This window comes from Burkholderia sp. LS-044, from assembly GCF_004803625.1.
Lineage (GTDB): Bacteria > Pseudomonadota > Gammaproteobacteria > Burkholderiales > Burkholderiaceae > Burkholderia > Burkholderia cepacia.
Map to the genome: position 1 here is coordinate 475,850 of NZ_SSWO01000006.1, position 12,903 is coordinate 488,752.

A 12,903-nucleotide genomic window follows, 5' to 3' on the forward strand; every position below is an offset into this window, starting at 1 on the left:
GTCGCGACGCTGCGGCCGGTCGCGGGAAGAACGCCGGGAGATTCCGAAGCCGATGCGAGCGGCCGACGCGATCGCGCCGTGATACGGCGCATGCATCCTCCAACCCGGCGACGACGGTGCAGCGCAGGCGGCCGGTGACCGGAGCAACCGGCCGCGTGTACTGAACGGCCGCGTGCCACCGCGGCCGGTGCAGGCTCACCGCGGAATGGTGTCGCGCGCCTTCTGCTTGATGCACGCGATCCGGTACACGCCATCCTCGACTTCGACACCGTGCGTGTCGTGCGTGAAGCCCGGGAAGCGCAGGTCGTACTGCTCGAGCGCTTTCAGGTAGCCGAGCAGCGGGCCGTCGGCCGGCCCCGCGTTCTCGCCGGGCATCAGCAGCGGAATGCCGGGCGGATAGGGCACGACGCCCGTCGCGACGGTGCGGCCTTCCATCTCCGACAGCTCCAGCATCTCGATGTCGTTGTGCACGAGATGTTCGAACGCCTCGGCCGGGCTGTAATCGGGCTTCGGCAGCGTCGAGAAGCCGCGCGACATCATCTCGGTCGTCTTCAGGTCGCTCATCGCGCTGAACATCAGGTCGCACAGGTCGCGCAGACCGAGCTTGCCGTAGCGTTCCGGATAGCGCGCGACGAGTTCGGGCAACGCCTGTTCAAGCGACACGTTCGCATCGTAGTCGCGCTTGAAGTCGAGCAGCGTGTTGACGAGCGTGCCCCACTTGCCCTTCGTCACGCCGAGCGAGAACAGGAACAGGATCGTGAAGTCGGTCGTCTTCTCGACGACGATCCCGTGCCGGTCGAGATACGCGGTGACGACCGATGCCGGAATGCCGACCGGCATCAGCCCGCCGTGCGATGCGACGCCCGGCGTGACGATCGACACCTTGATCGGGTCGAGCATGCAGTAGTCGTCCTCGATTTCGCCGAAGCCGTGCCACGTGTCGCCCGGATGCAGTACCCAGCACGACGGGTCGGTGGCGAGCAGCGTCTCGTCCGCTTCGTGGAAGCGCACGCGGCGGCCCGTCTTGCGATCGACGACGTTGTCGGGCTGCCAGCCGTTGAAGAACCAGTCGTTGTTCTCCGCGCATTCCGCATGCAGGCGCGCAAGCATCTGGCGGAACGCGACGGCCTCGCGGATCGCGTCGGTCGTCAGCGCCTCGCCGCCGGGGCCGTCCATCATCGCGGCGCTCACGTCGTTCGACGCGATGATCGCGTAGTTCGGCGACGTCGACGCATGCATCATGTACGCCTCGTTGAAGCGCGCATGCTCGATCGGGTTGCGGCCGTCGCGGACGTGGATGAACGACGCCTGCGACAGCGCCGCGAGCAGCTTGTGCGTCGATTGCGTCGCGAACACCGTCGGCTTGCTCGCGTCGTGCTGCGACGGATCGCCGTGCATCGCGTGACGGTCGCGGTAGATCGGGTTGAAGCGCGCGTAGCCGTACCACGCCTCGTCGAAGTGCAATCGGTCGACGCTCTGCCCGAGCAGTTCCTCGACGCGCGCGACGTTGTAGCAGAGGCCGTCGTACGTCGAGTTCGTGATCAGCGCATGCACGGGCGTCGGGTCGATGCCGTCGCGGCCGCGCACGAGCGGGTTCGCGTCGATCGCGAGCCGCACGGCGGCGGCCGTCAGCCGTTCCGGCATGATCGGCCCGATGATCCCGTAGTGGTTGCGCGACGGAATCAGGTAGGTCGGAATCGCGCCGGACATCGTCATCGCGTGCTCGGCCGACTTGTGGCAGTTGCGGTCGCACAGCGCGACCTGGTTGCGCGTGACGCTCGCCATCAGGATCACGCGGTTCGACATCGACGAGCCGTTCGTCACGTGATACGTGCGGTGCGCGCCGAACACGCGCGCCGCGTAGCGTTCGCTTTCGCCGATCGGGCCGGAGTGGTCGAGCAGCGAGCCGAGTTCGCCGACCGAGATCGACAGGTCCGAGCGGAACAGCGCCTCGCCGAAGAATTCGAAGTACGCGCGGCCGACCGGCGATTTCAGGAACGCGGTGCCGCCGGTGTGGCCGGGTGTGTGCCACGAGTATTCGTACACACGCGAGAATTTCGCGAGCGCGCGGAACATCGGCGGCAGCACGGTCTCGCGGTAGCGTTCGATCGCGGCGACGATCCGCCCGCCGATGAACGCGGTGGTGTCCTCCAGCATCCAGATGAAGTCGTCGGCCTTGCGCATCGCGTCGACGGGAATCGCGGATGCGCTGGCACGGCTCGCGAGCAGGAACACGGGCACGGTTGCGTTACGCGCGCGCATCGCGTCGAGCACGGCCTGCGCGGGCGCGTGGCCGGCGTCGTTGCCGAGTTCCCAGTTGAGCAGCAGGCACTGGATCGCCGGATCGGCGGCGACGACCGCGCAGGCATCGTCGGCAGACGTCGCGATCACGACGTCGACGAGCCGGGTGCGCAGTTCCTCGGCAAGCGCCGTCGCGGCGCGCCCGGTGGCCGTGCGTTCGTCGATGTCGTGCTGCACGAGCAGCGCCTTCATGCCGAGGCGGCGGAAGGCCGGTTGGGTCAAGGATGCGGTCATGTGTCATTCCCCCGTTTGCTGGGTTGCCTGGGCGCTCGCGGCAACGGCCGGCGAGCGCGCGTGAAGGGTGTCGGCCTGGTGACGGCCCACGGAAATCCAGAAGGTCGCGGCGAGCGCGGCGATGGTCACGCCGAGCGCGAGATAGCGCACCCAGCGCGGCGAGCGGCCGCCCGGATGCACGTGGGTTTCCTCGATCTCGCGCTGGCGGTTGATCGACAGCTCGTAGAAGACGATCGTCGCGACGACGAAGATCAGCGACCAGCGCGTCTGCTGGCCGTCGGAGCCGACCATCGCCCACAGCGCGTAGACGGCGCCGATCAGGCCGACGATCGTGTAGAACGTGAACTGGTGCGACGGCATCTTGCCGTAGCCGAGCACCTTGATCGCGATGCACGAATAGATGTACGGCAGCAGCGTCATGATCACGGCGATCGACGCGATCTTGCCGAACTGCTCGCTGGCGCTCGGCGACATCGTCGCGAGCACCTGCACCGACATGATCAGCGCGACGATCGCGAGGCCGGCCGACGGCACGTTCTTCGAGTTGACGCGCGCGAACACGCTGGCGAACAGGCCGTCGTCGGCCGCGGCCTTCGCGGTCTGGCCGACCAGCAGCGTCCAGCCGGCGAGCGAGCCGAGGCAGCCGAGCGCCGCGCACAGCGCGACCGCGTTCGCGGCCGTATTGCCGAGCGCGAGGCGCGCGGCATCCGCGAACGGCGCGCTCGATGCGAGCAGCGCCTTGTTCGGGATCATCCCCATGATCACGGTCGAGCTGAGCACGTAGCAGACGGCCGCGAGCACCACGCCGCCGACGGTCGCGATCGGCACGTTGCGCGACGGGTTCTCGACGACGCCGGCCGACACCGACGCGCTTTCCACGCCGATGAACGCCCACAGCGTGAAGTTCAGCGTCGCGCCGATCGCGCTGAAGCTGTTGGTGCCCGACACGTTCCAGCCGGCGAAATACACGTCCTTGCTGAACCAGAACCAGCCGAACACGGCCATCCCGAGGATCGGCACGAGCGCGAAGACCGTCGTGACCGACTGCACGCGGCCGACGACGTTCGGCCCGAGGATGTTCGCGTACGTGAACAGCCAGATCACGAAGATCTGCGCGAGCGCGAACACGAGCGGGTCCTTCAGTACCGGGAAGAAATGCGTGAGGTAGCCGAGGCCGGCGACCGCGAGGCCGACGTTGCCGAGCACGTTCGCGAGCCAGTAGATCAGGTTGGTCTGGTAGCCCATGTACGGGCCGAACGACTTGCGCGCATACGCGTACGGGCCGCCGGCGGCCGGGTCGATCGCGGCGAGCTTCGCGAACACGAGCGCGAGCGACACGGCGCCGACGACGGTGATCAGCCAGCCGAAGATCGCGATGCCGCCGGTCGCGGCGAGGTTCGCGGGCAGCATGAAGACGCCGGAGCCCATCATGTTGCCCGCGACCATCAGCGTGGCGGGAATGACGCCGATTTTCGGCGCGGAAGCCGCGTCCGGCGTGGCGGCGGCGCGGGAGGAGGACGAGCTGGCATCGGACATGCGACGCTCCTTGAGAAGGCGTGTTTCGGTTGAGGTAACGCGGTGTGGCGCCGGTCGACGATTCCGGTGTGGTTCGTCGTTTTAATTGACGCGTTCATGTTATCGCTCGCGGCGATTATTAATAAGGGTAAACGCTTGTATTTAATAACTTGAATATTGATCAATGTCATTGAAGCCGGTGAAACGGTGTTTGGCTTCGGGTTCGGCGGCCCGTGTGGAAAGGCCGGAGCGCGTTTTTGCCGATTCCGGTTCGGACGGGTTGGATCACGCCGTGGAAGCTTCGACGAATAATCGCTTTTACTAACCGGTTAAATCAATTCGTGACGCAAATGGCGCGGAAATCGGAGTTTGAGTTTGTCGGTTATTATCGGGCGCATTAAATGCGCGCCGCCGGCGCGCGCGACCACCGCTTCTTCCCCGAGGATGATTCCGATGACGACGCTGCCTTCCCGTTTGCCGCTGATCCAGGCCCCGATGGTCGGTTCACTGAGCCCGCTCGCGATCGCCGTGTGCGAAGCCGGCGGGCTCGGCTCGCTCGCCTGCGCGGCACTGGGCCCGCAGCAATTGCGCGACGAGATCGCGGCGATCCGGGCGCGCACGCCCGCCCCGTTCAACGTGAACTTCTTCTGCCATACGCCGCCGGCGCCCGATGCCGCGGTCGACGCGCGCTGGCGCGCGGCGCTCGCGGGCTACTACGCGGAAGCCGGGCTCGATCCGGCCGACGTGAAGGGCGGCCCCGGACGCGCGCCGTTCGACGATGCGATGTGCGCGGTCGTCGAGGAGCTGCGGCCGGCCGTCGTGAGCTTTCACTTCGGGCTCCCGGACGATCCGCTGCTCGATCGCGTGCGGCGCACGGGCGCGCAGGTCGTCTCGTCCGCGACGACCGTCGAGGAAGCGCGCTGGCTGGATGCGCGCGGCGTCGACGCGATCGTCGCGCAGGGCGCGGAGGCCGGCGGCCATCGCGGCATGTTCCTGACCGACGACATCCATGCGCAGCCGGGCCTGTTCGCGTTGCTGCCGCAGATCGTCGACGCGGTGCGCGCGCCGGTGATCGCCGCCGGCGCGATCGCCGACGGGCGCGGCATCGCGGCCGCGTTCGCGCTCGGTGCGCGCGCGGTGCAGATCGGCACCGGTTACCTGCTGACGCCGCAGGCCGGCCGCTCGGCGCAGCATCGCGCGGCGGTGCGTGCCGCGCGCGACGACGGCACGCGCCTGACCAACCTGTACACGGGCCGCCCCGCGCGCGGCCTGCTGACGCGCTTCATGCGTGAACAGGGGCCGATGAGCGCGCTCGCGCCGGCGTTTCCGCTCGCGACGGCCGTGGTCGATCCGCTGCGCGGCGCGTTCGAGCGGCAGGGCCGCGACGACTTCTCGGTGCTGTGGTCGGGCGAGGCCGCGGCGCTCGCGCGTGAAGAGGATGCGGGCGAACTGACGCAGCGCCTGTGGCGCGATGCGCTGGCATGTGCGGCGGGGCTGCGCGACGCGTTTCCGCAGGCGCGCTGAGCGACCGGGAAGGGGGCGCCGGCGCGGGAGCATCGGCGTATCATCTGGGTTTTCGTCAGCCCGATCCAGGCACCCCCACCATGACCTCCGTCGACACTACCCCCGTCCTCGACCATGACAAGCTCGTTACCTTCATCGAGCGCAAGTGGAACGATGAAATCCTCCATGCACTGACCGACTACATCGCGATCCCCGCGAAGAGCCCTGCATTCGACCCCGACTGGGCGAAGCGCGGTTATCTCGAGCGCGTCGTCACCGATGCCGCGCAGTGGGCCGAGCGACAGCCCGTGAAAGGCCTGAAGCTCGAGATCGTGCGCCTGCCGGGCCGCACGCCGGTGATCTTCTTCGAATCGCCCGCCACGCGCCCGGGCAGCACCGACACGATCCTGCTGTACGGCCACCTCGACAAGCAGCCCGAGTTTGACGGCTGGCGCGCGGACCTCGGCCCGTGGACGCCGAAGTACGAGAACGGCAAGCTGTACGGCCGCGGCGGCGCGGACGACGGTTATGCGATCTACGCGAGCCTCGCCGCGCTCGGCGCGCTCGACGAGCAGGGCATCGAGCGGCCGCGTTGCGTCGGCCTGATCGAGACCTGCGAGGAGTCGGGCAGCTACGACCTGCTGCCGTACGTCGACGCGCTGCGCGACCGGCTCGGCCAGGTGTCGCTCGTCGTGTGCCTCGATTCGGGCGCCGGCAACTACGACCAGATGTGGCTCACCACGTCGCTGCGCGGGCTGGTGTCCGGCGACCTGCAGGTCGAGGTGCTCGAGGAAGGCGTGCATTCGGGCGTGTTCGGCGGCATCGCGCCGTCGAGCTTCCGCGTGATGCGCCAGCTGTTCGAGCGCCTGGAAGATGCGAAGAACGGCAACCTGCTGCCGGGCGTGTTCCATTGCGAGATTCCGGACAGCCGCGTGCGCGAAGCCGACGCAGCCGCCGCCATCCTCGGCGACGCCGTGTGGAAGGGGCTGCCGTGGGCCTGCGGCGCGGACGGCAAGCCGGTGCTGCCGACCACGACCGATCCGCGCGAGGCGCTGCTGAATTCGACGTGGCGCCCGTCGCTGTCGGTGACCGGCGCGGCCGGCATGCCGGCGCTCGCGGATGCGGGCAACGTGCTGCGTCCGCGCACCGCGTTCAAGCTGTCGCTGCGCCTGCCGCCGCTCGTCGACGCCGCGCAGGCCGTGCAGCAACTGAAAGAACTGCTCGAACTCGATCCGCCGTATAACGCGAAGGTCACGTTCAAGCCGGACGCGGGCGCCGCGACGGGCTGGAGCGCTCCGGATCTCGCGCCGTGGCTCGCGTCGTCGCTCGATGCCGCGTCGCGCCGCCACTTCGGCGCCGATTGCGCGTACATGGGCCTCGGCGGCACGATCCCGCTGATGAACGTGTTGCAGGAAGGTTTCCCGTCCGCCCAGTTCATGGTGTGCGGCGTGCTCGGGCCGAAGTCGAACGCGCACGGCCCGAACGAATTCCTGCACGTGCCGTACGCGAAGAAGCTGACGGCGGCGGTCGCGGACGTGATCGCGACCGCGCGCTGAGCGCCACGACTGCCCGACCCGACCTGACGGAACCTTGCCGATGACCGCCTTGCCGACGCCCGATACCGAACCGCTGCGCATGCGCGCCGAACCGCTGCATGCATTCGTCGCGGCACTCTGGGAACGGGCCGGCAGCAGCGAGCGGGAGGCACGGCTCGTCGCCGATCACCTGGTCGGCGCGAATCTCGCGGGTCACGATTCGCACGGGATCGGGATGATCCCGAACTACGTCGCGTCGTGGCGGGAAGGGCAGTTGCAGCTGAACGGGCACGCGTCGATCGTCCGCGACGGCGGCGCGGTGCTGACGATCGACGGCGGGCGCGGCTTCGGCCAGGTGATCGCGTTCGAGGCGATGGTCGAAGGGATCGAGCGTGCGCGGCGCATGGGCATCTGCGCGATCGGGCTGCGCGACGTGCATCATCTCGGCCGCATCGGGCACTGGGCCGAGCAGTGCGCGCGCGCGGGGCTCGTGTCGTTCCATTTCGTCAACGTGCCGGGCGACCTGCTGGTCGCGCCGCTGCACGGCACCGATCCGCGCTTCGGCACGAACCCGTTCTGCGCCGCGTATCCGCGTGCGGGCAGGCCGCCGCTGCTGCTCGATTTCGCGACGAGCGCGATCGCGTACGGCAAGACGCGCGTCGCGCACAACCAGCGCAAGCGCGTGCCGGCCGGGTCGCTGATCGACCATCGCGGCCAGCCGACCGACGATCCGGCCGTGATGCACGAGCAGCCGTTCGGCGCGCTGCTGCCGTTCGGGCTGCACAAGGGGTACGCGCTGGCGGCGATGTGCGAGATTTTCGGCGGTGCGCTCGTCGGCGGGCATACGACCTACGGCGACACGCTGCAGAAGACGAGCGCGATCGTCAACGGGATGCTGTCGGTGCTGATCGACCCGAAGGCATTCGATGCGGCCGATGCGGAGCGTGAGGCCGATGCGTTCGTCGCATGGGCCAAGGCGTCGCCGCAGGCCGGTGACGCGCCGGTACAGGTGCCGGGCGAGCCGGAAGAGACGAGCCGCGCGGCGCGCGGGGCCGGCGGCATTCCGGTCGATCGCGCGACGTGGCGGCAGATTCGCGAAAGCGCGGCGGCGGTCGGCTTCGACGACGCGGCGCTCGACGCGTGGACGCAGCGTTGCATGGAGCGTGCATGAGCTGGCAGTCGGAGAAGGCACACGGCGAGGAGATCGCGTATCAGCTCGCGCCGCTCGGCAAGGTCGAGGTCGCGCGGTTCTTCAGCGGGGCGGCGATGCGGCTCGATGGCGTGATGTTCGGCTTCATGTCGCGCGGGTCGCTGTTCCTGCGTGTCGACGACGTGAACCGTCCGGCGTTCGTCGCGGCGGGGATGGGGCCGTTCTCGTATGCGAGGCCCACGCGTACCGTCGCGCTCGAGGGCTACTACGAAACCCCGGCCGACGTGCTCGAGGATGCGGGTGCGCTGTTCGACTGGTGCCGCAGCGCGTATCGCGCGGCGCTGCTGGCGGGGCCGCCGAAGCGAAAGACGAGGGCGGCGGCGAAGCCGGTGCCGGAGGTGGCGCCGGTGGTGAAGCGGGTGGCGAAAGCGACGGCGAAGCCGGCGGAGAAGTCTGCGACAAAGCCGGCAGTGAAGCGGGCAACGCAACCGGCGGCCAAGCCAGCGGCAAAGGCGGCAGCGAAACCGACGGCGAAACCGACGGCGAAACCAGCAGCGAAACCGGCAGCGAAACCGGCAGCGAAACCGGCAGCGAAACCGACAGCAAAACCAGCAACTAAACCACCGGCGAAGCGCAAGCAAACCTGATGCCGGTCGAGCGAAGCGACACCTTCACAAATTTCGCTTTCCTTTCTTTCGATCTCGAACGTGCCGGGGCGATTCGCGCGACGCGCGGCGCATGACGGGTGCCAGGCGGTGCACCCGCGCAGGCGCGTAAAGTCATGCGGCTTGCCGCACCGCACATCCCCCGTGCTTCACAACGGCGGCCCCGGCGTTTATGATCGGCGCGGGTTGCACCCGTGACTGGCGCGATCCGCGCCGGCCTCGCCGCCGGCTCCAACGAACGGCGCATCGTATGCCGCGCGGGACGCTTCCCCACCCATCATTCCAGACGGAGACAACCGATGCTCGTCCTGATTCTCGGTTTAGCGATCTTCCTCGGTGTGCATTCGATCCGGATCGTCGCGGACGGCTGGCGGTCGGCGACGATCGAGCGAATCGGCGAGAAAGGCTGGAAGGGCCCCTATGCGATCGCATCGATCGTCGGCTTCGTGCTGATCGTCTGGGGTTACGGCATCGCGCGCCAGGGCGCGACGCTGCTGTGGGTGTCGCCGGTCGGTGTGCGCCACCTCACCGGCATGCTGACCGCGATCGCATTCGTGCTGATCGCCGCCTCCTACGTGCCCGGCAACCGAATCAAGACGCTCGTCGGCCATCCGATGGTGGCCGGCGTGGCGGTCTGGGCGATCGCGCACCTGCTCGCGAACGGCACGCTGCACGCCGTCGTGCTGTTCGGCGCCTTCTTCGTCTGGTCGCTCGTCGATTTTGTCGTGTGGCGCGCGCGCGACCGCCGCGAAGGCGTTCGTTATCCGGCGGGCAGGCTGTCGGGCGACGTCGTGGCGATCGTGGCCGGGCTCGTCGTCTGGGCCGTCTTCGTGCTGTTCCTGCACGGCTGGCTGATCGGCGTGCGGCCGTTCGGCTAAGCCGCCAGGCACTTGAGCGGCTTAGCCGCCGAGGGGCCGAGAAGCCAAGCGGTTGAGCAACTGACTGGCCGAGCGGCGCCGGCCAGCGCGCCGCCCGCCGAGGGCAACGGTCAGCGCAGCTTCGCGCCGGCCGTTTCGCCGAGTTGCGCCGGCTTGCGGCGCAGGAAATACGCCGCGACGATCGCGAGCGCCGTCGATACCGTGAACCAGAACTGGAAGCGCGAATCCGGGTTGAATGCCTGCGAGCCGAGCACGGCGACGAGCGCCAGCAGCGCGACCCAGTTCGACACCGGATAGAACCACGCGCGGAACGCCGCCGGGTCGCGTCGCTCGTGCTTCGTCTGCCGGCGCATCGCGAAGTGCGCGACGATGATGAAGATCCACACGATCATCACGAACGCGCCGCTGCTTTTCGCGAGCATCAGGAACAGGTCGCCGCCGCTCACGAAGTGAACGCCGAGGATCGACACGCAGATCGCGAGGCACAGCACGAGCGCGTTCATCGGCACGCCTTTCGCGTTGGTACGGCCGAACATCGCGGGCGCGTGACCGCGCTGGCTGAGCGAGAACAGCATGCGCGAGTTCGAGAACAGGAACGAGTTCATCACCGACATGAACGACACGAACAGCACGATCTTCATCGCGACGGCCGCGCCCGTGAAGCCCGCCATGCCGAACAGCGACACGTACGGCGATTTCAGGTTGGCCTTGTCCGTCCACGGCATGCACAGGATCAGGATCGACACCGAGCCGACGTAGAACACCATCACGCGCACGATCACGCTCTTGATCGCGCGGATCACGTTCTTGCTCGGGTTCTCGGATTCGCCCGCCGCCACGGCCGCGATTTCGCTGCCGCCGAGCGAGAAGATCACGACCATCACGCCGGCAAGCACGGGCGAAATGCCGTTCGGCATGAAGCCGCCGTGATCCGTGAGGTTCACGAGCCCGGGCGCCGGAATGCGCGGCTGGAAGCCGAGCAGGATCGATGCGCCGAGCGCCATGAACACGACGATCGTTGCGACCTTCGCGAACGACAGCCAGTATTCCGCTTCGCCGAACGAGCGCACCGAGTACGCGTTGCTCGCGATCAGCGTCACGAGCATGAACAGCGCGCCGGCCCACACGGGCAGCCACGGCAGGAAATCGTTGAGGATCGCGCCGAGCAGGATCGCCTCGACGGTGATCGTCATCATCGACTTGAACCAGTACAGCCAGCCGACCGCGAAGCCGGCCCATTCGCCGAGATAGCTGCTCGCGTAGGTGGAGAACGAGCCGCTGTCGGGATTGCGGGACGCCATTTCGCCGAGCATGAACATGACGAGCGTGACGATCACGCCGCCGATCAGGTACGACAGGATCGCCGCGGGGCCGGCGGTCGCGATGATCGCGCCGGAGCCGACGAACAGGCCTGCGCCGATCACGCCGCCGAGCGCGATCATCGTGATGTGCCGTTGCTTGAGGCTTTGCCTCAAAGAATTGTCCTGCATCTCCTACCTCTAGTTATTGTTGGCCGGGAACGCATCGGGCAGCGGCGGCAACGTTCTGCCGCCGCAGGGGCGCCGATGTCGGGGGAGCGTGTGTGACGCGATGTGCCGGGCCGCCGGCGGTGAGTCGGAATGGCGGCCGCGAAGTACCGGTCGGTGCCCGCGAGAGGGCGATGACGACGGCAACCCGGATTGTGGGCGGACACCGCCGTCACCGCAAACGAGATATGAGAAAGACGTCTTGCGGTTTGCTCATCAATTGCCGTGGCGGCGACAAGCGTGTGCGCGTGTCAGATCGGCTTGACGAACAACCCGATGGTCAGCAATGCGCCGATGCAGACGATCCCGATCCGCAGCACGCGTTCGTTCACGCGATGCAGCGCCCACGTGCCGAGCAGCCCGCCGACAATCGCGCCGCCGCCGAGCGCGAGCGCCTTACCCCAGTGCAGGTGCGGCGACGTCAGGAACAGCACGACGGCCGATGCGTTCATCACGCCCGCGAGCGCGTTCTTCGTCGACATCGCGTGACGCGGCGACAGGCCGGCCATCGTCAGCACGGCCATCATCAGGAAGCCGAGCCCGCCGCCGAAGTAGCCGCCGTAGATCGCGATCATGAATTGCGAGAACGCGGCGGGGACGGTGCCGAGGTGGGCCGTGCCTTCGCCCGGCTTGCGGAAGAAGCTGCCCCACGCGAATACGATCGTCGCGAACAGCACGAGCCACGGCACGAGGCGCGAGAAGATCGATGAAGGCGTCTTCAGCAACAGCAGCCCGCCGAGCGCGCCGCCGACCACGCTGATCGCGAACATCGCCCGAAACGACAGCTTGCCGACGCCGCGCACCATGTTACGGCTCGCCCAGCCGGTCGTGACCTGAGCGGGAAACAGCGCGACCGTCGACGTGATGTTCGCCGAGAGCGGCGACATGCCCGACACGATCAGCGCGGGCAGTGTGACGAACGAGCCGCCGCCCGCGAGGGTGTTCTGCAGTCCGGCCCACAGGCCGGCGAGGATGACGAGAGCGAGCATGGGTGCGCGAACGGGGAGGTGGCTGGAGGCCCGCTTGCCGGAGGCGGGCAGGCGCGGCGGACGCTCGATGGTAATGCAGGATCGCGGACGCAGGAAGGCAGGCCGGGCGTTCTGCGCGATGCGGTGCAGGTCGTGGTGTGTCGACGCGCTGTTGCGCGGCCCGTCGATGGCGGCCGCGCCGATTGCAATCCCGGCGGCGACACCCGGACGACGCATGTCCGCTCACGCGGGAGATCGCCATGGGAAGCCGGATTTAACGCTTCATTACGATAGGTTTACCGGAAAGGTGCTAAATTCGCGCATCGATATCTCGAAAAGTGGCGAGGGTAGACAGATGCTGAAGAAATGGGCCGGAATGGCAGCGATGGTCGGCGCGATGGTGGCGGTCTCGGCGCCTGCCGTGGCAGGTGACACGAACAACGCACTGGGCGGCGCGCTCGGCGGTGTCGCGGGCGCGGCGGTCGGCAACGCGGTCGGCGGGAGCACGGGCGCGATCATCGGCGGGGCCGTGGGCGGCGGCGCAGGCGGCGCGGTGACGTCGAACAAGCGCGAACGCACGGGCGCCATCGTCGGCGGCGCACTGGGCGGCGGCGCGGGCACCGCGGCG

General features: G+C 68.2%; 9 protein-coding genes and 1 pseudogene. 6 read left to right on the forward strand and 4 right to left on the reverse strand.

Annotation, left to right across the window (positions count from 1 at the left end; genetic code table 11):
• Window positions 1–195: 195 nt before the first annotated feature.
• Window positions 196–2,535, reverse strand: a complete 2,340-nt coding sequence (locus E9536_RS19025) for an Orn/Lys/Arg decarboxylase N-terminal domain-containing protein (protein ID WP_060086242.1) — start codon at window positions 2,533–2,535, stop codon at window positions 196–198.
• Window positions 2,536–2,538: 3 nt separating this feature from the next.
• Window positions 2,539–4,071, reverse strand: a complete 1,533-nt coding sequence (gene adiC / locus E9536_RS19030; protein WP_034195968.1) for an arginine/agmatine antiporter — start codon at window positions 4,069–4,071, stop codon at window positions 2,539–2,541.
• 432 nt (window positions 4,072–4,503) lie between these two features.
• On the opposite strand from adiC, the gene E9536_RS19035 reads away from it, so the two are divergent.
• The 5 genes from E9536_RS19035 to E9536_RS19055 all read left to right on the forward strand — a co-directional run bounded on the left by E9536_RS19035 (window position 4,504) and on the right by E9536_RS19055 (window position 9,781).
• Entirely contained in the window at window positions 4,504–5,574 is a 1,071-nt protein-coding gene (locus E9536_RS19035) for a nitronate monooxygenase (RefSeq protein ID WP_059698523.1), read from the forward strand.
• Between the two features lie 80 nt (window positions 5,575–5,654).
• The gene (locus E9536_RS19040) at window positions 5,655–7,109 is read left to right on the forward strand and encodes a M20 family metallopeptidase (RefSeq protein ID WP_027789575.1); all 1,455 of its coding nucleotides are present in this window, start codon (window positions 5,655–5,657) and stop codon (window positions 7,107–7,109) included.
• Between the two features lie 40 nt (window positions 7,110–7,149).
• The gene (locus E9536_RS19045) at window positions 7,150–8,259 is read left to right on the forward strand and encodes a malate/lactate/ureidoglycolate dehydrogenase (RefSeq protein ID WP_136470394.1); all 1,110 of its coding nucleotides are present in this window, start codon (window positions 7,150–7,152) and stop codon (window positions 8,257–8,259) included.
• On the forward strand, window positions 8,256–8,885 hold the full coding sequence (locus E9536_RS19050; protein ID WP_136470395.1) for a TfoX/Sxy family protein: 630 nt from the start codon (window positions 8,256–8,258) through the stop codon (window positions 8,883–8,885). The genes E9536_RS19045 and E9536_RS19050 overlap by 4 nt, the downstream gene beginning before the upstream one ends.
• A 317-nt stretch (window positions 8,886–9,202) precedes the next feature.
• A complete protein-coding gene (locus E9536_RS19055; RefSeq protein WP_059686762.1) occupies window positions 9,203–9,781 on the forward strand; it encodes an NnrU family protein in 579 nt (192 codons plus the stop codon).
• A gap of 110 nt (window positions 9,782–9,891) precedes the next feature.
• On the opposite strand, the gene E9536_RS19060 is transcribed toward E9536_RS19055, so the two are convergent.
• Together E9536_RS19060 and E9536_RS19070 are read right to left on the reverse strand one after the other, a co-directional pair.
• Entirely contained in the window at window positions 9,892–11,271 is a 1,380-nt protein-coding gene (locus tag E9536_RS19060) for an amino acid permease (RefSeq protein WP_060086247.1), read from the reverse strand.
• Window positions 11,272–11,558: 287 nt separating this feature from the next.
• Window positions 11,559–12,296, reverse strand: a complete 738-nt coding sequence (locus tag E9536_RS19070; RefSeq protein ID WP_021163683.1) for a sulfite exporter TauE/SafE family protein — start codon at window positions 12,294–12,296, stop codon at window positions 11,559–11,561.
• Between the two features lie 334 nt (window positions 12,297–12,630).
• Between E9536_RS19070 and E9536_RS19075 the strand changes: the two are divergent.
• Window positions 12,631–12,903: pseudogene (locus E9536_RS19075) on the forward strand (hypothetical protein); the annotation flags it as partial.